The 24,170-nt window shown below is 71.7% G+C and carries 19 protein-coding genes; 14 read left to right on the plus strand and 5 right to left on the minus strand.

All coding sequences use genetic code 11. The annotated features are described in order from the left end of the window. Window positions 1-75 precede the first annotated feature (75 nt). Genes LRM40_RS02145 through LRM40_RS02170 form a run of 6 tightly spaced genes read left to right on the plus strand, consistent with a single transcriptional unit; the run spans window position 76 to window position 6,411 of the window. The gene (locus tag LRM40_RS02145; RefSeq protein ID WP_151124115.1) at window positions 76-1,083 is read left to right on the plus strand and encodes an NAD-dependent epimerase; all 1,008 of its coding nucleotides are present in this window, start codon (window positions 76-78) and stop codon (window positions 1,081-1,083) included. Window positions 1,084-1,086: 3 nt separating this feature from the next. Further along, window positions 1,087-1,974: a glucose-1-phosphate thymidylyltransferase RfbA gene (gene rfbA / locus LRM40_RS02150; protein ID WP_151124116.1), complete on the plus strand. Its 888-nt coding sequence runs from the start codon at window positions 1,087-1,089 to the stop codon at window positions 1,972-1,974. Window position 1,975: 1 nt separating this feature from the next. Next, window positions 1,976-2,515 carry a dTDP-4-dehydrorhamnose 3,5-epimerase gene (gene rfbC / locus LRM40_RS02155; RefSeq protein ID WP_151124117.1) on the plus strand — a complete coding sequence of 180 codons (540 nt, stop codon included), beginning with the start codon at window positions 1,976-1,978 and terminating at the stop codon, window positions 2,513-2,515. 21 nt (window positions 2,516-2,536) lie between these two features. Further along, window positions 2,537-3,601 (plus strand): dTDP-glucose 4,6-dehydratase, encoded by a 1,065-nt coding sequence (gene rfbB / locus LRM40_RS02160; RefSeq protein WP_151124118.1) that lies wholly within the window; start codon window positions 2,537-2,539, stop codon window positions 3,599-3,601. A 1-nt stretch (window position 3,602) separates the two neighbouring features. Beyond that, on the plus strand, window positions 3,603-4,502 hold the full coding sequence (rfbD, locus tag LRM40_RS02165; protein ID WP_151124119.1) for a dTDP-4-dehydrorhamnose reductase: 900 nt from the start codon (window positions 3,603-3,605) through the stop codon (window positions 4,500-4,502). A gap of 10 nt (window positions 4,503-4,512) precedes the next feature. After that, window positions 4,513-6,411: a glycosyltransferase 61 family protein gene (locus LRM40_RS02170; protein WP_231067679.1), complete on the plus strand. Its 1,899-nt coding sequence runs from the start codon at window positions 4,513-4,515 to the stop codon at window positions 6,409-6,411. On the opposite strand, the gene LRM40_RS02175 is transcribed toward LRM40_RS02170, so the two are convergent. Next, entirely contained in the window at window positions 6,336-7,103 is a 768-nt protein-coding gene (locus tag LRM40_RS02175; protein ID WP_151123798.1) for a sulfotransferase family 2 domain-containing protein, read from the minus strand. The two genes, LRM40_RS02170 and LRM40_RS02175, sit on opposite strands and share 76 nt — an antisense overlap. 126 nt (window positions 7,104-7,229) lie before the next feature. Here LRM40_RS02175 and LRM40_RS02180 point away from each other — a divergent pair, with 126 nt between their 5' ends. Continuing rightward, a complete protein-coding gene (locus tag LRM40_RS02180) occupies window positions 7,230-9,563 on the plus strand; it encodes a sulfotransferase (protein ID WP_151123797.1) in 2,334 nt (777 codons plus the stop codon). A 112-nt stretch (window positions 9,564-9,675) separates the two neighbouring features. Here LRM40_RS02180 and LRM40_RS02185 read toward each other — a convergent pair whose 3' ends face one another. Beyond that, window positions 9,676-10,371, minus strand: a complete 696-nt coding sequence (locus LRM40_RS02185; protein WP_151123796.1) for a WbqC family protein — start codon at window positions 10,369-10,371, stop codon at window positions 9,676-9,678. Between the two features lie 113 nt (window positions 10,372-10,484). Here LRM40_RS02185 and LRM40_RS02190 point away from each other — a divergent pair, with 113 nt between their 5' ends. Genes LRM40_RS02190 through LRM40_RS02210 form a run of 5 tightly spaced genes read left to right on the plus strand, consistent with a single transcriptional unit; the run spans window position 10,485 to window position 15,702 of the window. After that, a complete protein-coding gene (locus tag LRM40_RS02190; protein ID WP_151123795.1) occupies window positions 10,485-11,375 on the plus strand; it encodes a glycosyltransferase family 2 protein in 891 nt (296 codons plus the stop codon). A gap of 20 nt (window positions 11,376-11,395) precedes the next feature. Further along, a complete protein-coding gene (locus tag LRM40_RS02195; protein WP_170288844.1) occupies window positions 11,396-12,565 on the plus strand; it encodes an aminotransferase class I/II-fold pyridoxal phosphate-dependent enzyme in 1,170 nt (389 codons plus the stop codon). Continuing rightward, window positions 12,562-13,938 (plus strand): glycosyltransferase family 61 protein, encoded by a 1,377-nt coding sequence (locus LRM40_RS02200; RefSeq protein WP_151123793.1) that lies wholly within the window; start codon window positions 12,562-12,564, stop codon window positions 13,936-13,938. Before LRM40_RS02195 ends, LRM40_RS02200 begins: the two co-directional genes overlap by 4 nt. Before the next feature lie 49 nt (window positions 13,939-13,987). Then, entirely contained in the window at window positions 13,988-14,707 is a 720-nt protein-coding gene (locus LRM40_RS02205; RefSeq protein ID WP_151123792.1) for a class I SAM-dependent methyltransferase, read from the plus strand. 23 nt (window positions 14,708-14,730) lie between these two features. Continuing rightward, the gene (locus tag LRM40_RS02210; RefSeq protein WP_231067680.1) at window positions 14,731-15,702 is read left to right on the plus strand and encodes a hypothetical protein; all 972 of its coding nucleotides are present in this window, start codon (window positions 14,731-14,733) and stop codon (window positions 15,700-15,702) included. On the opposite strand, the gene LRM40_RS02215 is transcribed toward LRM40_RS02210, so the two are convergent. The 3 genes from LRM40_RS02215 to cysD form a co-directional block, all read right to left on the minus strand. Next, the gene (locus LRM40_RS02215; protein ID WP_151123790.1) at window positions 15,699-17,039 is read right to left on the minus strand and encodes a glycosyltransferase family 61 protein; all 1,341 of its coding nucleotides are present in this window, start codon (window positions 17,037-17,039) and stop codon (window positions 15,699-15,701) included. The genes LRM40_RS02210 and LRM40_RS02215 overlap by 4 nt on opposite strands. A 39-nt stretch (window positions 17,040-17,078) precedes the next feature. Beyond that, window positions 17,079-18,983, minus strand: a complete 1,905-nt coding sequence (gene cysN / locus LRM40_RS02220; protein ID WP_151123789.1) for a sulfate adenylyltransferase subunit CysN — start codon at window positions 18,981-18,983, stop codon at window positions 17,079-17,081. Window positions 18,984-19,105: 122 nt separating this feature from the next. Further along, window positions 19,106-20,005: a sulfate adenylyltransferase subunit CysD gene (gene cysD / locus LRM40_RS02225; RefSeq protein WP_231067810.1), complete on the minus strand. Its 900-nt coding sequence runs from the start codon at window positions 20,003-20,005 to the stop codon at window positions 19,106-19,108. Window positions 20,006-21,023: 1,018 nt separating this feature from the next. On the opposite strand from cysD, the gene cysQ reads away from it, so the two are divergent. Together cysQ and LRM40_RS02240 are read left to right on the plus strand one after the other, a co-directional pair. Then, window positions 21,024-21,797, plus strand: a complete 774-nt coding sequence (gene cysQ / locus LRM40_RS02235) for a 3'(2'),5'-bisphosphate nucleotidase CysQ (RefSeq protein WP_151123787.1) — start codon at window positions 21,024-21,026, stop codon at window positions 21,795-21,797. Window positions 21,798-21,814: 17 nt separating this feature from the next. Further along, window positions 21,815-23,950, plus strand: a complete 2,136-nt coding sequence (locus tag LRM40_RS02240; RefSeq protein ID WP_151123786.1) for a capsule polysaccharide biogenesis protein — start codon at window positions 21,815-21,817, stop codon at window positions 23,948-23,950. The last annotated feature ends 220 nt before the right edge of the window (window positions 23,951-24,170 follow it).

The following is a 24,170-nucleotide window of genomic DNA, read 5'->3' on the forward strand; positions in this document are numbered from 1 at the left end:
CGATCGCCGACTGGCCGACAATGCCCCCATGAGTCTGCTCCTGTCCGCAGGCCGGTTGCCCCTCGGGGGCCGGCCATGAAAGTCCTGATCACCGGCGCGGCCGGTTTCATCGGCATGCACGTGGCCGAGCGCCTGCTGGCGCGCGGCGACGAGGTGGTCGGCATCGACAACCTCAACGACTACTACGACCCGGCGCTCAAGCAGGCCCGGCTGGCCCGGCTGACGCCGCAGCCGGGTTTTCGCTTCCAGCGCCTGGACGTGGCCGACCGCGCCGGCGTGGAGGCGCTGTTCGCGGCCGAGCGCTTCGACCGCGTGGTGCACCTGGCCGCCCAGGCCGGGGTGCGCTACTCCATCACCCATCCGCATGCCTACGGCGAGTCCAACCTGGCGGGCTTCCTGAACATCCTGGAAGCCTGCCGCCAGCACCCGGTGGCGCACCTGGTCTATGCCAGCAGCTCCAGCGTCTACGGCGGCAACACCAAGATGCCGTTTTCCGAGGCGGATGCGGTGGACCACCCGGTGAGCCTGTACGCGGCCACCAAGAAGGCCAACGAGCTGATGGCCCACACCTACAGCCACCTCTACCGCCTGCCCACCACCGGCCTGCGCTTCTTCACGGTCTACGGGCCCTGGGGCCGGCCGGACATGGCCTACTTCAGCTTCACCCGCAAGATCCTGGCGGGCGAGCCCATCCCGGTCTTCAACGAAGGCCGCATGCAGCGCGACTTCACCTACATCGACGACATCGTCGACGGTGTGGTGGCCGTGCTGGACAAGCCCGCCACCCCGGCCGAGGCCTACGACCCGGGCGCCCCGCACCCGGGCCTGTCCAACGCGCCCTACCGCATCTTCAACATCGGCAACCAGGACCCGCTGCCGCTGGGCGATTTCATCGCCGCCATCGAGGCCGCGCTGGGCCGCGAGGCGGTCATGCAGTACCTGCCCATGCAGCCGGGTGACGTGGTGGCCACCTCGGCCGACGTGAGCGCCCTGGCGGCCTGGACGGGGCTGAACCCCGGCACCCCGCTGCGCCAGGGCATCCAGCGCTTTGCCGACTGGTACCGCGATTACCACCGCATCTGACCCATGACATCTGCACGCAAAGGCATCATCCTGGCCGGGGGCTCCGGCACGCGGCTGCACCCGGCCACGCTGGCCATCAGCAAGCAGCTGATCCCGGTGTACGACAAGCCGATGGTCTATTACCCGCTGTCGGCCCTGCTGCTGGCGGGCATCCGCGAGATCCTGCTGATCAGCACCCCGCAGGACACGCCGCGCTTCCAGCAGCTGCTGGGCGACGGCTCGGCCTGGGGCCTCTCGCTGCAGTACGCGGTACAACCCAGCCCGGACGGCCTGGCCCAGGCCTTCCTGATCGGGGAGGACTTCCTGGCCGGCGCGCCCAGCGCCCTGGTGCTGGGCGACAACATCTTCTACGGTCACGACCTGGGCCGGCGTCTGCAGGCCGCGGCCGCGCAGCCCGCCGGCGCCACGGTGTTCGCCTACCCCGTGACCGACCCCGAGCGCTACGGCGTGGTCGAGTTCGACGCCCGGGGCCACGCCATCAGCCTGGAAGAGAAGCCGGCCCAGCCCAAGAGCCGCTACGCCGTCACCGGCCTGTACTTCTACGACGAGCAGGTCGTGGCCCACGCCAAGGCGATCAAGCCCAGCGCCCGCGGCGAGCTGGAGATCACCGACCTGAACCGGCGCTACCTGGAGGCCGGGCAACTGGACGTGCAGAAGTTCGGCCGCGGTGACGCCTGGCTGGACACCGGCACCCACGACAGCCTGCTCGAAGCCAGCGCCTTCGTGCAGACCCTGGAGCGGCGCCAGGGCCTGAAGGCCTGCTGCCCCGAGGAGATCTGCTGGCGCAACGGCTGGATCAGCGACGAACAGCTCTCGGCCCTGGCCGCACCGCTGGCCAAGAGCGGCTACGGCAAGTACCTGCAGCAGATCCTGAAGGACAAGGTGTTCTGAGATGAAGGCGATCCAGACGGACATCGAGGACGTGCTGATCCTCGAACCCCGGGTCTTCGGCGACGCGCGCGGCTTCTTCATGGAAAGCTTCAACGCCAAGACCTTCAACGAGCTGGTGGGCCACGAGGTGAACTTCGTGCAGGACAACCACTCGCGCTCGGCCAAGGGCGTGCTGCGCGGGCTGCACTTCCAGAAGGCCCCGCATGCCCAGGGCAAGCTGGTGCGGGTGACGGCTGGGGCGGTGTTCGACGTGGCGGTGGACATCCGAAAGGACAGCCCCAGCTTCGGCCGCTGGGTGGGGGTGGAGCTGAGCGCGGACAACCACCGCCAGTTCTGGATCCCGCCGGGGCTGGCGCACGGCTTTCTGGTGCTCAGCGAGAGCGCGGACTTCCTCTACAAGACCACCGACTACTACGCGCCGCAGGCCGAAGGCGCGCTGCGCTGGGACGACCCGGACCTGGCCATCGCCTGGCCCGACATCGGCATGGCCCCGCAGCTCTCGGCCAAGGACGCCGTCGCCGGCTTCCTGCGCGATCTTTGAACCCGACCCCGGACTGAATCCATGACCATTCTCGTGACCGGCGGCGCCGGCTTCATCGGCAGCAACTTCGTGCTGGACTGGCTGGCGGACCCCGCGGCCGAGCCGGTGGTGAACCTGGACGCGCTGACCTACGCCGGCAACCGCGCCAACCTGGCTTCGCTGGATGGCGACGCCCGCCACCACTTCGTGCACGGCGACATCGGCGACCGCGCCCTGGTGGACCAGCTGCTGGCCAGCCACCGCCCGCGCGCCATCGTGCACTTCGCCGCCGAAAGCCATGTGGACCGCTCCATCCACGGCCCCGGCGCCTTCATGAAGACCAATGTCGAAGGCACCTTCACGCTGCTGGAGGCCGCGCGGGCCTACTGGGGCACGCTCGAAGGCGAGGCCAAGGCCGCCTTCCGCTTCCACCACGTCAGCACCGACGAGGTCTACGGCAGCCTGAAGCCCAGCGACCCGCCCTTTGCCGAGACCCACCCCTACGAGCCCAACAGCCCCTACAGCGCCAGCAAGGCCGCCAGCGACCACCTGGTGCGCGCCTGGCACCACACCTACGGCCTGCCGGTGCTCACCACCAACTGCAGCAACAACTACGGGCCCTACCACTTCCCCGAGAAGCTCATCCCGCTGATGATCGTCAACGCCCTGGCCGGCAAGCCCCTGCCGGTCTATGGCGACGGCCAGCAGATCCGCGACTGGCTGTACGTCAAGGACCACTGCAGCGGCATCCGCGCCGTGCTGGCCGGCGGCCGCCTGGGCGAGACCTACAACATCGGCGGCTGGAACGAGAAGGCCAACCTGGACATCGTCCAGACGGTGTGCGCGCTGCTCGACGAGCTGCGGCCGGACCCGGCGGGCCCCTACAGCCGGCTGATCACCTACGTCACCGATCGGCCGGGCCACGACCGGCGCTACGCCATCGACGCGCGCAAGATCGAGCGCGAGCTGGGCTGGCGCCCGGCCGAGACCTTCGAGACCGGCATCCGCAAGACGGTGCAGTGGTACCTGGACCACCCGGACTGGGTGGCCGATGTGCAGAGCGGGGCCTACCAGGCCTGGGTCGGCACCCACTACGGAGCGCGTTGAGATGGCACCGCCCAAGATCCTTCTGCTCGGTCCCAACGGCCAGGTCGGCTGGGAGCTGCGTCGCGCCCTGGCCCCGCTGGGCCGCGTCATTGCCCTGGGGCGTGAGCACGACGGCCTGTGCGGCGACCTGACCCACCCGGGTGAACTGGCCGGCAGCGTGCGCATGCTGCGCCCGGACATCATCGTCAATGCCGCGGCCCACACCGCGGTGGACAAGGCCGAGAGCGAGCCGGCCCTGGCCGAGCTGCTCAACGCCCGCGCCCCGGCCACCCTGGCGCGACTGGCGGCCGAGCTGGGGGCCACCCTGGTTCACTACAGCACCGACTACGTCTTCGATGGCAGCGGCGAGCAGCCGCGCGACGAGGGCGCAGCCACCGGCCCGCTGTCGGTCTACGGCCGCAGCAAGCTGGCGGGCGAAGAGGCCATCCAGGCCAGCGGCTGCCGTCACCTGATCTTCCGCACCAGCTGGGTCTACGCCGCGCGCGGCGGCAACTTCGCCAAGACCATGCTGCGCCTGGCCGGCGAGCGCGAGCAGCTGCGCGTAATCGCCGACCAGATCGGCGCGCCCACCGGGGCCGAGCTGATCGCCGACGTCACCGCCCATGCGCTGCGCGCCCTGGCCCAGCGGCCGGAACTGGCCGGCCTGTACCACCTGGCGGCCGATGGCCAGACCAGCTGGCACGGCTATGCCGAGCATGTGATTGCCTGGGCACGCCGCCACGGCCAGGATCTGAAGGTGCAGACGGTGGAGGCCATTCCCACCAGCGCCTACCCGACGCCGGCCCAGCGCCCGCTCAATTCGCGGCTGGACACCACCCGCCTGCGCGAGGCCTTCGGCCTGCACCTGCCGCCCTGGCAGAGCGGCGTCGAGCGCATGCTGACCGAGTTCCTCGGCGTCTGAGCCTGGCGTGATGCAGGCCTACACCGACATCCTCGTGGCGCCGGTGCAGGCCCTGTTCGCGGCCTTCCATGGCGGGCCGGTGCACCAGGCCGGGCCGCTCTACCCGGACTTCGCCCGGCAGGGCCGGGCCCGCCACTGGCGCGGCACCGCGCCGGTGGACGTCTGCCCGCAGCCCCCGGGCGAAGGCGAGCCCATCGATCGCCTGGACGGTGAAGCGCTGTGGGGCGGCTGCCTGGTGAACCACTTCGGCCATTTCCTGGCCGAGTTCGTCCACCGCCTGCTGCCGGCCGCCCAGGCCCGGCCGGAGCTGCCCATCCTCTACGTCACGCGGCCGGGGCAGGGCGGCGAGCCGCTGCCCGGCTTCATCCGGGCCGCCTTCGAACACCTGGGCGTGGCCGGGCGCGTGCGGGTGCTGGACCGCCCGACCCGCGTGGCCACGCTGTGGGTGGCCCCGCAGGCCGAATGCCTGGGCGGCCTGCCGCCCGCGGCCGACTACCTGGCGCGGCTGGCCGAACGTCAGGCGGCGCTGCCGTCCGTGCCCGCCGGTGAGGTGCTGTTCGTCAGCCGGGCCGGGGTGGGTGAGGGCCTGGTCGGCGAGGCCGCGCTGGAGGCCTTCTTCGCCGCCCTGGGCGCACGCATCTACCGGCCCGAGCAGCATCCGCTGGCCGAGCAGCTGGCCACCTATCTCGCGCATGCCCAGCTGGTGTTCACCGAGGGCAGCGCCCTGCACGGGCTGCAGCTGCTGGGCCGCATCCCGGGTGAGCTGACGGTGCTGGCCCGCCGTCCCGGCCGCTTCGGCCAGGCCTTTCTGGCGCCCCGCGTGGCGGCCCTGCACCATGTGCCGCTGGCCGGCCCGGCCGTGCATGGCCGCGCGCCCGATGGTCGGAAGGCGAACTGGGAAGGGTTGGTCTACCTGGACACCGCCCCGCTGGTGGAGCTGGCTGCCCGCCTCTTTCCCGCGCTGCCCGACGACCGGCGGGCCCAGGCCCTGGCGCAGTTGCAGGACCGGCTGGCGGCCCTGGCCGCGCCGGCCACGCTGGACTACCTGCGCGCCCACCGCGGCCAGCCCCTGTGGCGCGATGCGGGGGCCATGCTGCGCGACCTGGCCCGCACGGGCCGCCTGGCCTGGCCGCAGCGGCTGCAGGCCGGCGCGGTCCTGGCGGGGCTGGACGCGGCGCCCGCCTTGCGGCTGACGGGCCCGCTGCCGCCGCTGGCCGCCCTGCGCAGTGCCGAGGAGGCCCCGACCGGCTGGCTGGCCCTGCTGGGCCAGGTGGCCGACGGGGCGCCCGACCCGGGGCTGTGGACCCTGGCCCAGGCCCTGTCCGGCCGCCCGGCGCTGGACGCCGCCGAGGTGCTGCGCAGCGACGTGCTGACCGGGGCCTGGCTGTGCAGCCTGGGCGCCGGGGCCGGCGAGCCGGTCCGCCTGGCGCTGCCGCGCCCCGAGCCACTGCAGGACCCGGCTGCCGCGGTGCCCTGGATGCCGCTGATCCAGCGCCTGGTGCTGCTGCGTCTGGCGGGTGCCGGGCGCTTCCGCTATTCGCTGAAGCTGCGCCTGTCGGCCCGGGATTGGCAGGCCCTGCGCCGGGCCCCGCTGCCGGTCTGGCAGCGCTGTGTGCTGGCTTGGTTCCACCTGCTGCACGAAGGGCGCTGGCCGGCCGGCAGCCCGGAGGGCTGGGCCCAGGCCCTGCGGACCCTGGTGGATCCGACCGCCACGCCGCCGGCCACACCCTCGGAGGATCCACTGGTGCAGCTGCAGCACCGCCTGGCGGCCTGGGTGCAATCGGACCGGCCCGAGGCCGAGGAACGTCTGGGGCGCTGGCTGGCCCGGCGGGCTCACCCGGCCGCGTCGTCGTTCTCGGGGGGCGGGGCCGGCCAGGGCTCGCCGGCCAGCGCCTCGGGCACTGGGTAGCCGAAGCGCTGGAAGTCGGTCAGACAGTGGGCCCGCACCTGGGCCCAGGCTGCGTCCGACAAGGTGGCCTCGGTGTTGTGCCGGCTGCGGTTGTGCATGCCCAGCGGGGCGTCCAGTGCCAGCCGCTGCTGCACCTGGGCCCAGTCGTCCTCGGCCGTCTCCACATGGCCGACGAAATCCACCAGCAGCTGCTGGCGTTCGTCGCACAGGCTGCGCCACATCGGCTGGGCACCGGCGTCGCGCCAGGTCAGCGGGTGGCACAGGAAGGTGTCGAAGGTCTCGCTCTGCACGGCTGCGCGCACCGCGGCGTAGTGGTAGGGCAGGCGGTTGGGCCAGCGGGCCTCGTCCTCCCAGGCGCGTCGCTCGGCCTCGTCCATGGGCTGGGCCTCGGCCAGGCCGCGGGCAAAGGTGTAGAGCGAGCGCAGCCGCTCCAGCGGGTGGCGCACGAAGGCGAAGGTGTACCACTGGGCCCAGCGCTGCGGCCCCAGCCACTGGCGGGCCTGGGCCGCGCTGGCGTGCTTGTCCAGCCCGATCACCTGCTTGAACACCGGCTGCAGCCGCTCGCCGCCCGGGGTCGAGCCCAGCACCAGGTCGTTGGGGGCCAGGTGGGCGGCCAAGGCCACCTCGATGCTCGTGCCCGCGCACTTGTGCACATGGACGAAGGCGAACTGGCGGTTGAACGAGAGGATCATGGTGCGGGCAGTCTAGCAACGGGCTGGCGTCAGGGCAGGCTGCGGCGGCGCTCGCCTATGATGCCTGCGGCCTGACCGCTTCGCGGCCTCTTTGCCGACCGACACCCTCTCACGCGACCGCCCCGCATGTCCGACGTCGTCGTCCACATCGGTCTGAACAAGACCGGCACCTCCTCGCTCCAGGACTTCCTGGCCCTGAACACCGACGCGCTGCGGGCCGAGGGCATCTGCTACCCCCACGCGGGCCGGGAGGGCGCCGCCCACCACGGCCTGTCCACCTGGCTGGGCAGCCCCGAGGCCGATGCCGACCCCAGCGCCAGCCCGGTGGCCCAGGCGCTGCTGGACGAGATGCAGGGCATGCCGCGGGTCTGGCTGTCCTCGGAGGACTTCCACGCCCAGGGCCTGCGCGGGGCGCGCAACCTGGCGCGGCTGCTGCAGGGGCATTCGGTGCGCATCGTGCTCTACCTGCGCGAGCACCTGGCCTACCTGGCCAGCTGGTACCAGCAGAACGTCCAGGCCTCGGCCCTGTCCTGCAGCTTCGCCAGCTTCTGCCACTTCACCCACAAGCCCCTGAGCGAGGTGGCCGACACCTGGGGCCAGGTCTTCGGCCATGGCCAGCTGACGCTGCGCCTGTACGACCGCCGCAGCCTGGTGGGCGGGGACGTGCTGCTGGACTTCGCGGCCCAGGTGGGGCTGGGCGGCGATCTGGGCCGCTTCGTGCGCAAGCCTTACGAGAACAACCCCTCGATCAGCGGCAACCTGCTGTTCATCAAGCGCCTGCTCAACACCCTGCTGCCCGCGGCGGACGCCGCGGCCATGGTGGGGGAGCTGATGGAGCTGTCCAAGCTGCGGCCGGGTTTTCGCGGCGCGATGCAGGTGGGGCCGGAACTGGCCGCCCATGTGGCCCGGACCTATGCGGCAGACCGCCGGCAGCTGCGCCAGCGCTGGGGCCTGGACTGGCCCGTGCCGCCCACCGAGCTTGCCGGCTCGCCGGTGCCGGATGTCGCCACGTTGCACGGCGATTGGCAGCGTGTGCAGGCGGCGGCCCGCAAGAAGGGCTTTGCGCTGGCCCAGACCATGGACTGGCTGCGCCTGGGCGATCTGCGCGCCCTGGGTGGCGAGGCGGGCGAGGCGCCCGTGTCCATCCCGCCCATCAGGCCCGAGGCGGCGGCCGACATCGCCTCGCCGCCGGCGCCTTCACCGGCCCCGGCTGCCGCCGCTGCAAACGCCGATCCGATCATGGTGGAGCTGCTGCGCGAGCACCTGGACAGCGCCTTCTACCGCGCTCAGCTGCCGGCCGAGGCGCAGGGCCTGGACCCGGTCATCCACTACCTCACCCGCGGCGCCGAGCAGGGGCTGGACCCCAGCCCCGCCTTCAGCACCCGGGCCTACCTGACCTGGCATGCCGACGTGCGCGAGGCGGGCATGAACCCCTTCTTCCACTACCTGCGTCACGGGCGGGAGGAAGGGCGGCAGGCCTGGCCCGCGGGGACCGAACCGGAGGCCGCGCCGACCCCGGCTCCGGCGCCCGCCCCGGAGCCACCGGCCGCGCCCCGCCTGTCGGCCGAGGATCTGGCCGCACTGCTGAACGACACCGCCCTGACCGGCCAGGTGCAGGCCATGGCCGCCTGTGCACGCCAGCCCGAGCTGCTGGCGACGGCGCCGCTGCAGGCCGTGCAGGCCGAGGCGCTGCCGCCGCAGGCGCGCTGGCTGGCGCTGCTGGGCATGCACCGCTCGGGCACCTCCCTGCTGGCCGGCATGCTGCAGGCCCTGGGCGTCTGGCTGGGGCCGGTGGACGAACTGCTGGGCCCGCAGCCTGACAACCCCGAGGGCTTCTTCGAGCACCCGGCCCTGATGGGCTTGGACGAGGCCTTGCTCGAGCAGGCCGGCTCGGCCTGGGACGACACCGCGCCCGACATGGCCCGCGTCACCGCGCTGGCCGGCGACGCGGTGCTGCAGGCCCAGGCGCGGCTGTGGCTGCGCGGGCTGTGGCGCTCGCGGCCTGAAGGCACCGTGCTGACGGCCTTCAAGGACCCGCGCCTGTGCTACACCGCCGGCTTCTGGCAGGCGTGCTGTCCGCCGCTGCAGGGCCTGATCGTGCTGCGCCACCCGCTGGCGGTGGCCCGCTCGCTGCGGGCCCGTGGCGGCTACAGCAGCCTGCGCCACGGCCTGGCCCTGTGGGCGGCCCACCACCGGGCCCTGGCTCCCTGGCGGGGCCGGGCGGACGTGCCGGTCATCCTGCACAGCGACCTGCTGGCCGCGCCGCGCGCGACCTTGGCGCCGGTGCTGGCCGCCCTGGGGTTGCAGGCCGACGAATCCCGGTGGACCCAGGCCCTGGCCCAGGTCCGGCCGGGGCGGGTGCACCAGAACCTGGCCACCGACGCCCAGGCCGCCCTGCCGGACGAGGTGGCGGCGCTGTGGGCCGACTGGCAGGCCGCCGCCTGGCGGCCTGCCATCTGAGGATTCTGCAGGCCGCCGCCTGGCGGCCGGCCATCTGAGGATTCTGCAGGTAGCCGCCTGTAGGCCGGCCAGCGGATGTTTCTGCAGGCTGCCGCCTGAAGGTGAAGGCCCTTCAGTCCAAGGCGTGTACGTCGGCCCGCAGCGCATCCAGCGACGGGGCTTCGAGCAGGGTGGGCAGCAGGCAGCGGTGCGGGCCGCTGTAGTCCGGCAGGAAGTCCAGCGTGAGCCCCCGCCGCGCAAAGGCCTCGGCCTCGTAGAGGGCCCGGCCCCCCGGCGGGTTCAGGTAGCGCCGTCCGCCCAGCGCCTGGACGATGGCCAGCACCCGGTCCTGGCCCTTGAGCGCCGGGTCGATGGCCAGGCTGGAGCTGCGCACCAGCGTGGCCGGCAGGTCCAGCAGCCCCGCCACCAGGCGCAGGCTGGCCTCCAGATGGTCCACCAGGGGGCCCGCCAGCGGGCGCCGCAGGAAGGCGCGCACCGCCTCGGCGGCCTCGCCCCGGGCCTTCGCCCAGCCCGCATGGCGCGCCAGGCGCTCGGCCCACAGGGCGTCGGCCCGGTCGGCAAAGCGCAGGTCCTGGATGCGGGTCTCGCGTGCGGCGCTCGCCAGCGGCAGGGTCAGCCATTCCAGCCCGCCCGCCGGGGCCGGCACCTCGGTGCGGTGCACCCGCCCGCGGGCGCGGTGCTGCACGCAGTCGAACAGCACGAAGACCTCGGCCTGCGCCAGCAGGCGGAAGTAGCCGGCGTAGGGGAAGAAGTAGGGCTGCATCACCGCCACGGTCAGGGGAGGGTGGGCCGGGGGGGGGCAAGGCATGGCGCGGGCAGCGGACGGGCGGGGAATGAAGTGCGCAGGATGCCACGCCCCGGGGGCGGAACGCGCCCCTACACTACGTGGAACGGCCGAGCGGGCCGGGAAAGCATCCGGACATGAAGATTGTGGCGGTAGTGGGCGTGATGGACGAGCGGGAGTTGCTGCCCGACTGCGTGCGCCACCTGTACGACATCGGGGTGGACGAGGTGGTGGTGCGCGATGCCGGCTCCACCGATGGCAGCCTGGAATGGGCGCAGGCCCACCAGGGGCCACGCCTGCGGCTGGTGCCGGTGAGCGAGGACGAGAAGACCCGGCCGCCTGTCTGGCATGCGCGTGAGCGCGAGATCGCCGAGATGACCCGGGCCGACTGGGTGCTGCACCTGGATGCCGACGAGTTCTGGCTGCCGGCCACGGGCCAGCTGCGCGACAGCCCGCAGTGGCAGGACGAGAGCCTGGACCTGATCCGGGTGGCCCGCTACAACGTGGCCCTCGGGCCGGTGGGGCGGGAGATCCCCTGGCCGCCGTCCCCGGCCAGCTACGACCGCCTCTGGCTGTTCGGGCGGCCCATTCCCGAGTTCCGCCAGCACCTGGAAACCCATCCGCTCACGCCCTGGATCTCGGGGGTGCCGGTGCCCAAGATCGCGGTGCGCCCCCGCCATCTGGCGACGCTGGAGCCGGGCTGCCATGAGGCCCACGGCCTGGCGGGCCGGCCCTTCGTGCGCGCCGCTTCGCAGGACATCGTCACGGCCCACCTGCCGTTCAACACCTTGGGGCGCTTTGCCCGCAAGCTGGCCAACATCCGTGCCCTGTTCCGCGACTATCCCGAGCGCTTTCCGCCGGGCGCGGCCTGGCACTGGCGCCGCTGGGCGGCCCTGCCCGACGAGGCGGCCGTGCAGGCCGAGTTCGCCCTGCAGCACCTGGATGCCCAGGAGTTCGCGGCCCTGCAGGCGGATGGCGCCCTGCAGTCGGCCCGTCAACTGCTGAACCGGCTGGGAGCGACGGGCTGATGCGGTCTGCGGAATCTGCCGTGCTGTCGTCCGTGCCGGATGGGGCGCCGCTGTTCGACCGCGTGCTCTATGTGGGCCGGCCCAGCATGGCGCCCGATGCCGAAGTGCATGCCCGCATCCAGGGCGCGCTGGACCGCCGCTGGCTGACCAACGACGGCCCGCTGGTGCAGGAGCTGGAGCGCCGCTGCGCCGAGCGCCTGCAGGTGCCGCACTGCATCGCCGTCAACAACGCCACCCTGGGCCTGGAGGTGGCGCTGCGGGCGCTGGACGTGCAGGGCGAGGTGCTGCTGCCGGCCTTCACCTTCATCGGCACCGCCCATGCGGCCCAGTGGCTGGGGCTCACGCCGGTGTTCTGCGATGTGCGCGACGCCGACCATGGCCTGGATCCGGAGGATGTCGAGCGCCGCATCACGCCGGCCACCGGGGCCATCCTCGCGGTGCATCTGTGGGGCCGCGCCTGCGCGGTGGAGGCCCTGGAGGCCATTGCCCGGCGCCACGGCATTCCGCTGATCCTGGACGCCGCCCATGCCATGGGCTGCGGCCATGCCGGCCGACCGCTGGGCTCGCGCGGCACGGTGGAGGTGTTCAGCCTGCATGCGACCAAGGGGCTCAATGCGCTGGAAGGCGGGCTCATCACGACCGCGGACGATGCGCTGGCCGAACGCATCCGCCTGATGCGCAACTTCGGCATCCCGGGCGAGGACCTGGTGGATTGCGTGGGCACCAACGCCAAGATGAACGAGTTCAGCGCGGCGGTGGGGCTGTGCAACCTGGATCACTTCGAGGCGCTGTGCGCGCACAACCTGCGCCTGCATGCGGCCTACGCGGACGGCCTGGCCGGCGTGCCCGGCCTGCGCCTGATGGTCCCCGAGGCCGGGCAGGCCTTCAGCCACCACTACATCGTGCTGGAGGTGCTGCCCCAAGCCCCACTGGACCGGGATCGGCTGGTGAGCCTGCTGCGGGCCCAGAACGTCTACGTGCGCCGCTACTTCCGGCCCGGCTGCCATCACGGTGAACCCTACCGCTCGCGGCCGGGCGGCCCGCCGGTGCTGCCGGTCACGGACCGCCTCAGCCGGAGCCTGCTGCAGCTGCCCTCGGGGCTGCAGCTCACGCCGGAGGAGGCGCACCGCATTGGGCGGTTCATCGCGTCCTGTCTGCGCGCGCCGGCGCAGGGGCACACCTCGCCATGAAGACCCCCGAGGTCCCGGCGCATTGGTCCCCGGCGCAGCGGGCCCGGGCCGAGGCCCTGCTGCCTTTCGAGCGGCTGAGCGCCGGCCTGCTGGCCCCGCGCCCCCAGTTCTACGGCCTGCGCCCCGCCAAGGACGCCCTGGCGGTTGAACTGGGCGAGCAGGCTTTGCTGGAGTGGTGGATGGCGGCCCTGGGGCGGCCGGGGACTTGGCGCGCGCGTTGGTGCCCTTTGCGGCCGATGCTCTCGCATGCCGAGTCCATGGGCTGGCCCATCCAGGTCTATTCGCCGGGCCGCGAGGTCGACGTCCCCGCCCTGTACGCCGTGGGGGGCGCGGACCAGCCGGCCGCCCGCCACCGCTGCCGCAGCATGGCCCTGATCCGCGTGCCCGACGCGGTGGTCTACAGCAAGTCCAATCTCGTGCGCGCCGGCGACGTGGCACTGCTGGACCATCAGGGAGACGAGCTGGCGCGCATGCCCTGCCATCTCAGCACCGACGGCGGTGTGCTGGCCCAGCGCGGCGACGAGGTGGCGCTGGCCGAGCAGGACGACCTGCCCGAGCTGCCGCGCGCCTTGTCCCTGCTGGGGCTGCATTCCTTCGCCTACGGGCACTGGCTGGAGGAGTTCCTGCCCAAGCTGGGCGCCTGCCTGACGGAGCCCGGTGTCGAGAACATCACCGTGCTGGTCGATGCCCAGATGCCGACGCAGCTGTTCGAATCCCTGGCCCTGGTGCTGGGCGGGATGGACCGGGTGCGGATCGTGCAGCCCGGCGAAGCCCTGAGGCTCCGGGAGCTCTGGGCCGTGACCGCCCCGCTGTACTACCCCATCGGGCCCGCGCCCGGCACGCTGGGCAGCCCCGGTTGGCATGTGATGGATGGCCCCTGGATGGCCACCTGCATGCAGCGTCTCGCCGCCCGCTGGGAACGTGCCGTGCCGGTCAGCACGTGCGAGCGCGTCTACCTCGGGCGCACCGACGGCCAGCACCGCCGGCTGCTCAATCGCCCGGACGTGGAGGCCTGGTTCCGCGGGCAGCAGTTCACCATCGTCGATGCGCACGACCTGCCCTTCCTGCAGCAGATGGCCCTGATGCAGGGGGCGAAGTGGCTGGTGGCACCGGAGGGCTCGGCGCTGAGCAACTCGCTGTTCGCGCCGGCGGGCACCCGCATCGGCATGCTGGCCGGCCCGCGGGTGATGCACATGGAGGCCTATGCCCAGGTGGTGCAGGCCCAGGGCCAGCATCTGTGCCTGTGTCTGGGCCAGCAGCCGCAGGCGCTCCGGCCCGGCGAGTATTTCGGCAACTACGCGATCGACCTCGACACCCTGCCCCAGCTGCTGCAGCGGCTCGACAGCGATGCAGCCGGTGCCTGCAGCGGGTGAAAATGGACGGATCCGCGTGTTGTCCCGCCCCTTCTGACCAAGTATCGCCATGCCCATCTACGACCCCCGCAGCGCTGAGGTCTACGATCTCCTGCACCGCAACCACTCCTATGACCGGGAGGTCGACTATGTGCGCGCGGTGGTGGCGCGCGAGATGCCCCAGGCCCGCAGCCTGCTGGACATCGCGTGCGGGACGGGGAATCACCTGGGGCTGCTGGCCTCCCACTTCGAAGTGCAGGGGCTGGACCTCAGCCCGGGCATGCTGGCCCGGGCCCGGGCCAAGCTGCCGCAACTGCGCTTCCATGAAGCGTCGATGGCCGATTTCCATCTGGGGCAACGCTTCGACGTGGTGACCTGCCTGTTCCGCTCCATCGCCGCGGTGTCCAGCCTGGAAGCCTTGCAGGCCTCGCTCCGCTGCATCGCGGCGCATCTGAACCCCGGCGGCGTGGTGGTGGTGGAGCCCTTCTTCACCCCGCGGACCTTCTGGGACCAAGACCTGAGGGTGTCCCAGGTCGAGGCGGAGGGCCTGAAGGTGGTCTGGATGTACCGCAGCGAGCGGCGCGGCAGCGTGGGCGTCTTCCACAACCACTATCTGATCGGTCGCCCGCAAGGCATCGAGCATGTGCACGAGGCGCACGATCTGGGGCTGTTCGAGCCCGAGGAGATCGTCCACGCCTTCCAGGCGGCCGGCCTGTCGGTGCGCCATGAGGCCCAGGGCATGGGCCCGCTGGGCTGCTATGTCGGGCGTGCGCCCCTGTCCGCCCGGTGAACTGCTCGGACCGGCTGATCGGCGTGGATGAGCCCGTGGCCTGGCGCGAGGCCCTGGAGGGCGTGCCCCACAGCTTCTACGCCACCTGGGACTGCTGCCATGCGGCGGCCCTCAACACGGGTTGGCCCACGCAGCTCTACGTGGGTGAGCGCGAGGGCGTGCGGGTGGTCTGTCCCCTTTCCGTTCGCCAGCACCGGGGGGCCATCGACTGGGTGACGCCCACAGGCTTCTCCGGCTTCGCCTCCAACGGCGCCTGGCCCGGGTTCGCCGACCATTGGGCGGCCTTCGCGAAGGGCCGGGGGGTCGTCTGCAGCTACCTGGCGCAGCACCCCGACTTCGGCGACGGGGCGCTGGAAGGCGCGGCGGCCGGGGAGGAGGCGCTCTACTTCCTGGACCTGCGGCAGGGCCTGGACGGCGTGCTGGCCCAGGCCGACACCACGCGCAGGAAGGATTGGCAGCGCTGGCAGGACCGAGGCGGTCAGTTCGTCACGGACCGCGACACGCTGGCCGCCTTCCTGTTGGCGCAGTACGGCCCCTTCATGGACCGCATGGGCGCGGGCCGGGCGGCCCGGTGGCGTGACGACGCCCTGCAGGCGCTGTTGCAGTGTCCCTCGGTCGGGCTGGTGGGGACGGCCGATGCCCAGGGCCAGATGCTGGCCGTCATCTTGTACGGCTGGACCGCCTGGGGCGCGGAGGGCATGCTCCAGGCCTCGCTGCCCGAAGGGCGCGATCACACCATCGCCCTGATGCTGGGTGGGGTCCGGGACCTGTCGGCGCGGGGCATTCCCTGGTTCAACCTGGGCGGCGGCGTGCGCTCGGGTGACAGCGTGGCGGCGGCCAAGCGACGCTGGCGCCCCCGTGAAGCGTCGTTCCGCCGCCTCAAGCAGACCTACGACCCGGTCCGCTACGCGGCCCTGTGCGCCGAGGCCGGGGTGGCGGCTGACGCCACCGAGGGCTACTTTCCCGCCTACTACGCGACGGGCTCTGCGCGCTAGGCGTCCGGTCCCGTCGGCCATGCCGCCAGGAAGCGCGCCAGCAGGGCGGGATCGATCCGGTAGTCGCTCCAGAAGCGCCAGAACGGGTGTTCGGCGAGCGGTGAGCCGTCGGTGACGCACGGCCCGGTCAGAAAGCTCAGATCCAACGCGCGTTCGCGGGCGGCACCGCCCATGTCCAGCAGGGGGCGGGTGTAGGGCGAGGTCAGGACGCAGAGGCGGGTTCCCGGGCGGGCAAAGAAGCTCAGCAGGGCGTTCGAGCCCTCCGGCGCCACGATGAAGCGGGCCTGCCGGACCAGATTGAGCTGCTCCAGGAACGGGTGTTCCTCCGGCAGCACCCGCGTGAAGCCCTGGCGGGACAGCACCTCATCCACGTCCCCGTGGTTGACGATCGCCTTGTGCCGGCCGGGCCGGCGGGCCAGGTAAAGCCGCGCGATGCCCGTGGGCCGGGACAGGGCCTTTTCGGCCGCCGCGGCGATGACGCCGAACAGCGGCGCCAGGCGCCAGGGCGGGGACAGCAGGCGGTCCATGTCCTCGTCCGCGGACAGCAGGGGGCAGTAGCCCGGGTAGCTGACATTGGACGCGCACCAGAGGCGCCGCACATGCAGCCGCCCCAGGTGGGGCACCGTCTGCACCGGGGTGCCCGGCGGCAGCAGGGCGGGCAGGGCCTCGCGCACGGTGGCGGGGGCGCTGGCGTCCACCAGCACCGGCATGCCGCCGGGCCAGCCCGCCAGCAGGGCCGTGGCCAGCTTGGGCAGGTACTCGGTCAGCCAGTGGCCGAAATCATGCGCATGGTGCCCGCCCAGCCAGAGCGCCTCCTCGATCACCGGGGCGGGCTCGGCGCTGTCCATCACCCACCAGTGGTCGTCCTCGGCGTTCAGCACCTGCGGATCGAAGCCGAACTGGTCATGGATGCGGCGGGCCTCGTCGCCCTCGACGTCGTGCAGGACCCGGTCGCGCCAGAGCAGCAGCTCCGAGCGTCCGCGCACCTCCACCGCGTCCAGGCAGGCCAGGTAGCCGGCGCGGTCGATCACCGTGCGGGGGGCGTCGTCTCGTTCACCCACCACCTGCAGCCGCGGCAGTTCGTGGGACTGCCCGCCGGGCCACAGCGTGCGCAGGTGCAGTCCGTGCTGCTGCGCGGCCTCGCGCAGGGCCATGACCGGCAGGCGGCGCAGCCGGGACATCTGCGGCAGCTGCAGGGCCGCGCAGGCCGGGCCGTGGGCCTGCTGCACGCCCAGGCGCGCCACCAGGGCCTGCTTGAAGCCGATGGCGGCGGTGTGGTGGCCGTACAGCGGGATGTCCCGCTGCAACTGGTCGAGCAGGTCGTCGATGGGGGGCATGTGCAGGGCCTGGACTCTACACGCGCCCCCGCGCGGCGATCAGTCGATCAGACCCAGCTGGCGGATGCGCGCGATCACCTTGTCGGCAGCCTCTTCCGGCGTGCAGTTGGTGGTGTTCACGCGGATCTCCGGCAGCTCCGGTGCCTCGTAGGGCGAGCTGATGCCGGTGAAGTTGGCGATCTCGCCGCGGCGGGCCTTCTTGTAGAGGCCCTTGACGTCGCGGTCCTCCGCCACGTTCAGCGGGGTGTCCACATAGACCTCGATGAACTCGCCTTCGCTCATCAGGCTGCGGGCCATCGCGCGTTCCGAGCGGAAGGGTGAGATGAAGGCGGTCATCACGATCAGGCCGGCGTCCACCATCAGCTTGGACACCTCGGCCACGCGGCGGATGTTCTCCACCCGGTCGGCCTCGGTGAAGCCGAGGTCCTTGTTCAGGCCGTGGCGGATGTTGTCGCCGTCCAGCAGGTAGGTGTGGCGGCCCATCGCGAAGAGCTTCTTTTCCACGATGTTGGCGATGGTGGACTTGCCGGCACCGGACAGACCGGTGAACCACAGCACCGCCGGACGCTGGCCCTTGGCGGTGGCGCGTGCGGCCTTGTCCACGTCCACCGGCTGCATGTGGATGTTGTGCGAGCGGCGCAGCGCGAAGTGCATCATCCCGGCGCCGACCGTGTTGTTGGTCATGCGGTTGATCAGAATGAAGCCGCCGGTGTCGCGGTTCTCGGTGTACGGGTCGAAGGCGATCGGGCGGTCCAGCGCCAGGTTGACCACGCCGATCTCGTTCATCTCGAGCTGCTTGGCCGCCAGGTGCTCCATCGTGTTGACGTTCACCTTGTACTTGGGCTCGGTGATGGTGGCGCTCACCAGCTGGGTGCCGATCTTCAGCAGGTAGGGGCGGCCCGGCAGCAGGGGCTCCTCGGTCATCCAGACCACGGTGGCCTCGAACTGGTCGGCCACCTCGGCGGGCGACTCTGCGATGGAGATCACGTCGCCGCGCGAGATGTCGATCTCGTCTTCCAGCGTCAGCGTGACGCTCTGGCCGGCCACGGCCTGGGGCAGGTCACCGTCCAGCGAGACGATGCGGGCGACCTTGCTCTCGCGGCCCGAGGGTTGGGCGCGCACCCGGTCGCCGGGCTTGACCACGCCGCTGGCGATGAAGCCGCAGAAGCCGCGGAAGTCCAGGTTGGGGCGGTTGACCCACTGCACCGGCATGCGGAAGGGCTGCTGCTGCAGGCGGGTCTCGTCGATCTCGCAGGTCTCCAGGAAGCCCATCAGCGTCGGCCCGTGGTACCAGGTCGTGTGCAGGCTGCGCTCGGTCATGTTGTCGCCCTTCAGACCGGACAGCGGGATGCTGGTGATGTCGGTCAGGCCGATCTGCTTGGCGAACTCGCGGTACTCCTCGTCGATGCGGCGGAACACGTCTTCGGAGAAGTCCACCAGGTCCATCTTGTTGATGGCCAGCACCACCTTGCGGATGCCGATCAGGCTCACCAGGTAGCTGTGGCGGCGGGTCTGGGTCAGCACGCCCTTGCGCGCGTCGATCAGGATCACCGCGACATCGGCGGTCGAGGCGCCGGTGATCATGTTGCGGGTGTACTGCTCGTGGCCCGGGGTGTCGGCGACGATGAACTTGCGGCGGTCGGTCGAGAAGAAGCGGTAGGCCACGTCGATGGTGATGCCCTGCTCGCGCTCGGCGGCCAGGCCGTCGACCAGCAGCGCGAAGTCGAGGTCACCGCCCTGGGTGCCCCACTTCTTGGAGTCGTTCTCCATCGCAGCCAGCTGGTCCTCGAAGAGCATCTTCGATTCGTAGAGCAGGCGTCCGATGACGGTCGACTTGCCGTCGTCCACGGAGCCGCAGGTGATGAAGCGCAGCAGGCTCTTGTTCTCGTGCTGCTTGAGGTACTTCTCGATGTCGGTGGAGATCAGGTCCGAAACGTGGGCCATGGTCAATTCCTTCGAAACGGGTGTGTGGGGTGTTCAACCCAGTGGCGTGCGCGGATCCGGCTTTGCCGGTCCGCCGCGCGAGCCCCCTCGGGGGGCAGCGACCGGCAGGGAGCGTGGGGGCCTTAGAAGTAGCCTTCCTGCTTCTTCTTCTCCATCGAGGCCGCGGTGTCGTGGTCGATCATGCGGCCCTGGCGCTCGGAGGTGCGGGTCAGCAGCATCTCCTGGATGATGTCGGTCAGGCTGGCGGCGGTGGACTCGACCGCGCCGGTCAGCGGGTAGCAGCCCAGGGTGCGGAAGCGCACGCTCTTCATCATTGGCACCTCGCCCGGACGCAGCGGGAAGCGCTCGTCGTCCACCATGATCAGGGTGCCATCGCGCTCGACCACCGGCCGCTCGGCCGCGTAGTACAGCGGCACGATGGGGATGTTCTCCAGGTAGATGTACTGCCAGATGTCCAGCTCGGTCCAGTTGGAGATCGGGAAGCAGCGGATCGATTCGCCCTTCTGCTTGCGGCCGTTGTAGAGGTGCCAGAGTTCCGGGCGCTGGCTCTTGGGATCCCAGCGGTGCTGCGCGCTGCGGAACGAGAAGATGCGCTCCTTGGCCCGGCTCTTCTCCTCGTCGCGGCGGGCGCCGCCGAAGGCGACGTCGAAGCCGTACTTGTCCAGCGCCTGCTTCAGGCCCTGGGTCTTCCACATGTCGGTGTGGATCTGCGAGCCGTGCTCGAAGGGATTGATGCCCAGCGACACCGCCTCGGGGTTCTGGTAGACCAGCAGGGTCATGCCCAGTTCCTTGGCCATGCGGTCGCGCATCTCGTACATGGCCCGGAACTTCCAGGTCGTGTCCACATGCAGCAGGGGGAAGGGGGGCGGCGCCGGGTAGAAGGCCTTCTTGGCCAGGTGCAGCATCACCGCCGAATCCTTGCCGATCGAGTAGAGCATCACGGGGTTGTCGGCTTCGGCGACAACCTCGCGCATGATGTGGATGCTTTCAGCTTCCAGTCGCTGCAGGTGGGTCAGGCTCATGGTGGGTTCCGTGGTGGGCTGTGCAGTGAAGGTGGAGACAGGGGGGCGGGGACGGACCGGTGCCGGGGGCACCGGGGCGTTGGCGGGGGGCGAGGCCCGGGGGGCCACCGGGCCTGCGGCGGGTGCCGGGGCCGGTCCGGGCAGGGATTCGGGCAGGGTGCGTGGCAGCGGGGCCACCGGGCAGGCCTGCAGGCTCAGCCGGGGCTGGGTGTCCAGCCAGGCCTTGACGGCGGGGGCCCGCTCCAGGGCCGGGCCATGCAGCCAGACCCGCCAGGCGCCACTGCGGCAACGCAGCAGCCGCGCCAGGAAATCGACATAGGTGTCGGCGCTGGCCAGGCGCTCGACCGGCAGCCAGCGCAGGCTGCCCCGGGGCGAGACGGCCAGCACCAGCCCGCCGGGGGCCGGGCGATCCGGGTGGCCCAGCGTGCCGGCCCAGACCTGCTGGCCGCTGCTCAGGCGCACGCCCGGGTCCCATTGGCTGTCCAGCCACTGGGCGCCTTCGGGGTGCTCGGCGGCCAGCTCGCGCAAGGGTTGCAGGGCCAGGCCCCAGCGTTCCAGCAGGCGGGACAGGGCGCGCGGCTGCAGGGCCAGCCCGAAGCGGGACTGGGCCAGCGTCTGCAGCGCCTGGGCGTCCCACAGCGGCACGGTCAGCCCGGCCTGCTCGGGGGCCAGGGTCAGCGCCGCGTGGCGCAGCTCGGCCTCCTGGGCCAGGCTCAGCACCCGGCCGGTGCCGCGCGGCCGGCCGCGTTCGCCCACGTCGATGGCGGCCCAGCCGCCCCGCTCGAAGGCCTGGCAGGCCTTGATGATGGTGGGCACACTCAGACCGGTCTCGTCCCGGATGCGGGTCAGGCTCAGGCCGTCCACGCGCAGCTGGACCGCACGCCGGCGGCGCGTGTTCAGCTCATCGCGTTCGGGAACGGTCTTGGCCACGGGAAATGCGGTCATTAAATGTTTTAGGGAGTTTCATTCTGCCACCCGCTCTGCACAATGCCATATCCCTCATATGAAAGTGACGACCATGCAAGAGACCTCCGCCGCTGTCGCCATGCTGGAGCGCCTGGTGCCCCTGATCCGGGATGCCGGCCGCGTCATCATGGACATCTACGCGACCGATTTCGACGTGACCCAGAAGGGCGACGCCTCGCCTGTGACCCAGGCCGACCAGAAGGCCGAGGAGGTGATCCTGGCCGGTCTGGCCGAGATCGCCCCGGACATTCCGGTGGTGGCAGAGGAATCGGTGGCCGCCGGCCGCATTCCGGACGTGAAGGAACGCTTCTTCCTGGTCGATCCGCTGGACGGCACCAAGGAGTTCATCAGCCGCAACGGCGAATTCACCGTCAACATCGCCTTGATCGAGCACGGTGTCCCGGTGCTGGGCCTGGTCTATGCGCCGGCCATCGGCCGCCTGTTCGGCGGCGCGCGGGGCGCGGGCGCCTGGCTGGAAGACGCGCATGGCCGTCGCAGCATTGCCTGCCGCCCGGTGCCGGCCGAGGGCCTGACCGTGGTGGCCAGCCGTTCCCACGGTGACGAGACCGCGCTGGACGCATTCCTGGCCGGCCGCAAGGTGGCTTCGCGCACCAATGCGGGTTCCTCGCTCAAGCTCTGCCTGGTGGCCGCGGGCGAGGCGGACCTGTACCCGCGCCTGGGCCGAACCATGGAATGGGACATCGCCGCGGGCGATGCCGTGCTGCGCGCTGCGGGCGGCAAGGTCACGGTGGTGGCCGACGGTCAGCCGCTGCGCTACGGCAAGCCCGGCTTCGACAACCCCCACTTCGCGGCCGCCGGTCTCTGACACCTCGCGACCGTCCCATGCCCGCGGCGCCCGCATCCGACGAGGGGTTCAGCCGGCTGTCCTGCGTCGCCTGGCATGGGCGAGGGGTGGGGGCCATCGCCACCCTGCCGGCCCTGCTGGACGGCTGGCGTCTGGTGCCGGCCGCCCGCGCCCGGGCCGAAGGGGCCCAGGCGGTGCTGGCCTGGGGACGCAAGCCCAGCGCCCGGCGGGCCCAGGCCTGGGCCGCCCGCCAGGGCCTGCCGGTGCTCTGGCTGGAGGATGGTTTCCTGCGCTCGGTGGGCCTGGGGGCCGACGAGCCGCCGCTGTCCGTCGTGCTGGACGACCAGGGCATCTATTACGACGCCCACGGGCCCTCGCGCCTGGAGACCCTGGTGCGTCAGCCGCTGACCGAGGCCCGCCGTTCGCGCGCGGACGATCTGTGCCGGGCCTGGCGCAGCGCCCGTGTCTCCAAGTACAACCACGCCCGCGAGTGGGCCGGGGTGATGTCGCCCGGCGACGTGCTGGTGGTCGATCAGACCGCCGGCGACGCCTCGATCGCCGGGGCGATGGCCGATGCCCGCAGCTTCCAGCGCATGCTGGAGGCGGCGCTGGACGAGCACCCGACCGCCCGGGTCTGGCTCAAGGTCCACCCGGACGTGGTGGCCGGCCGCAAGCGCGGGCATTTCGACCACCTGACGCCCGGGCAGCAGGCCAGGGTGACGGTGTTGGGCGAGGCGGTCCATCCGGCCGGGCTGCTGGCGCAGGCTGCCGCCGTCTACGTGGTCAGCTCCCAGATGGGCTTCGAGGCCCTGCTGTGGGAGCGGCCCGTGCGCTGCTTCGGCATGCCCTTCTATGCCGGCTGGGGGCTCACCCGGGACGAGTTGGCCGCGCCGGCCCGGCGTGTGCCGGTCGAATGGCCGGCCCTGGCCCATGCAGCCCTGGTGGACTACCCCCGCTACGCCGATCCCGAAACGGGCGGCCCCGCCTCGCCCGAGCGCCTGCTGGACTGGATGGGCCTGCAGCGCCGCCTGCGCGAGCAATTCCCGTCCGAACTGATGGCCGTGGGGTTCTCGGGGTGGAAGCGCGCCAGCCTGCGGCGTTTTCTGGCCGGCAGCCGGGTCCGGCCCGGCTCCCCGGCCGAGGCCCGGGGCTTCGTCGGGCCGGTGGTGCTGTGGGGGCGGCAGGCCTGGCCCGCCGCGTCACCGGGTCAGGTGTTGCGGGTGGAAGATGGTTTTCTGCGCTCCGTGGGCCTGGGGGCCGATCTGGTGCATCCCCTGTCCTGGGTGATCGATGGCCGCGGACTGCACTACGACGCCCGCCGACCGTCCGATCTGGAGCATCTGCTGGCCGAAGGTGATTTCGACGAGGTTCTGCTGCGCCGGGCCCGGGCCCTGCGCGAGCAACTGGTGGCCCATGCGCTGAGCAAGTACAACGTGGGGGCGGGCGGCTGGCAGCGCCCTGCCACCGACCGGCCGGTGGTGCTGGTGGTGGGGCAGGTCGAGTCCGATGCCTCGCTGGCGCTGGGGGCGCCGGGGCTGCACACCAACCTGGGCCTGTTGCAGGCCGTGCGCCGCGAGCGCCCCGAGGCCTGGATCGTCTATCGCCCCCATCCGGACGTGTCGGCGCGGCTGCGCGCGCCGGGGCAGGGCGAGCACACGGTCGCCCGCTGGTGCGACGAGGTCGCGGCTGATCCCCCCATCACCACCCTGCTGGCGCAGGTGGATGAGGTGCATGTGCTCACTTCGCTGGCGGGTTTCGAGGCCCTGCTGCGCGGTGTGCGGGTGGTGTGCTGGGGCATGCCCTTCTACGCCGGCTGGGGCCTGACCGAGGACCGGGTGCCGACGCCGCGGCGGGGACGGGCCCGCGACCTGGACGAACTCGTGGCCGCTGCGCTCTTCTGCTACCCCCGCTATGTCAGCCGCCGCACCGGGCACTTCACCACGCCCGAGGGCGCGCTGGCCGAACTGCTGGGTTGGCGCGATTCGGCCGCAAGCCAGCCTGCGCCGGGTTTCTGGGCGCGCGCCTGGCAACGCCTGCGTCGTGCGGTGCTGCGCGAAGTCGTGGCCTGGCGCCGCCGCCATGACGCCAAAGAGTGCGAAATCTCACGTTTTGCGCCCGAATGCGGGGGCAGCCACTTACAAGCAGGGGATGGTCAGCCACCGGGCGGGACCTGACACTCGGCCCAACTTGGTGGCCTGAGTCCATGAAATGGGCATGGTCATTGCTCTTGCTGTGTTGTGCCACCGGGCCTTTCTTTTCCCATGGTCCCCACCTCTCTCCAACAGCTGTTGTCCTGCCGCCGTACCCTGCTCCTGCAAGGGCCGATGGGACCGTTCTTCACGCGGCTGGCGGAGATGCTGCGCCAGCAAGGCCAGCAGGTCTGGAAGGTGAACT

Origin of the sequence: Ideonella dechloratans (genome assembly GCF_021049305.1) — a bacterium.
GTDB lineage: Bacteria > Pseudomonadota > Gammaproteobacteria > Burkholderiales > Burkholderiaceae_C > Ideonella > Ideonella dechloratans.

What these genes read in the sequence shown, in the direction of transcription:
- rfbA (WP_151124116.1), top strand. Translation starts at nt 1,087, where the DNA reads ATGACATCTGCACGCAAAGGCATCATCCTGGCCGGGGGCTCCGGCACG.
- cysD (WP_231067810.1), bottom strand. Translation starts at nt 20,005, where the DNA reads ATGAGCCTGACCCACCTGCAGCGACTGGAAGCTGAAAGCATCCACATC.
- LRM40_RS02175 (WP_151123798.1), bottom strand. Translation starts at nt 7,103, where the DNA reads ATGATCCTCTCGTTCAACCGCCAGTTCGCCTTCGTCCATGTGCACAAG.
- rfbB (WP_151124118.1), top strand. Translation starts at nt 2,537, where the DNA reads ATGACCATTCTCGTGACCGGCGGCGCCGGCTTCATCGGCAGCAACTTC.
- LRM40_RS02190 (WP_151123795.1), top strand. Translation starts at nt 10,485, where the DNA reads ATGAAGATTGTGGCGGTAGTGGGCGTGATGGACGAGCGGGAGTTGCTG.
- rfbC (WP_151124117.1), top strand. Translation starts at nt 1,976, where the DNA reads ATGAAGGCGATCCAGACGGACATCGAGGACGTGCTGATCCTCGAACCC.
- cysQ (WP_151123787.1), top strand. Translation starts at nt 21,024, where the DNA reads ATGCAAGAGACCTCCGCCGCTGTCGCCATGCTGGAGCGCCTGGTGCCC.
- cysN (WP_151123789.1), bottom strand. Translation starts at nt 18,983, where the DNA reads ATGGCCCACGTTTCGGACCTGATCTCCACCGACATCGAGAAGTACCTC.
- LRM40_RS02205 (WP_151123792.1), top strand. Translation starts at nt 13,988, where the DNA reads ATGCCCATCTACGACCCCCGCAGCGCTGAGGTCTACGATCTCCTGCAC.
- LRM40_RS02170 (WP_231067679.1), top strand. Translation starts at nt 4,513, where the DNA reads ATGCAGGCCTACACCGACATCCTCGTGGCGCCGGTGCAGGCCCTGTTC.
- LRM40_RS02145 (WP_151124115.1), top strand. Translation starts at nt 76, where the DNA reads ATGAAAGTCCTGATCACCGGCGCGGCCGGTTTCATCGGCATGCACGTG.
- LRM40_RS02215 (WP_151123790.1), bottom strand. Translation starts at nt 17,039, where the DNA reads ATGCCCCCCATCGACGACCTGCTCGACCAGTTGCAGCGGGACATCCCG.
- LRM40_RS02185 (WP_151123796.1), bottom strand. Translation starts at nt 10,371, where the DNA reads ATGCCTTGCCCCCCCCCGGCCCACCCTCCCCTGACCGTGGCGGTGATG.
- LRM40_RS02200 (WP_151123793.1), top strand. Translation starts at nt 12,562, where the DNA reads ATGAAGACCCCCGAGGTCCCGGCGCATTGGTCCCCGGCGCAGCGGGCC.
- rfbD (WP_151124119.1), top strand. Translation starts at nt 3,603, where the DNA reads ATGGCACCGCCCAAGATCCTTCTGCTCGGTCCCAACGGCCAGGTCGGC.
- LRM40_RS02240 (WP_151123786.1), top strand. Translation starts at nt 21,815, where the DNA reads ATGCCCGCGGCGCCCGCATCCGACGAGGGGTTCAGCCGGCTGTCCTGC.
- LRM40_RS02180 (WP_151123797.1), top strand. Translation starts at nt 7,230, where the DNA reads ATGTCCGACGTCGTCGTCCACATCGGTCTGAACAAGACCGGCACCTCC.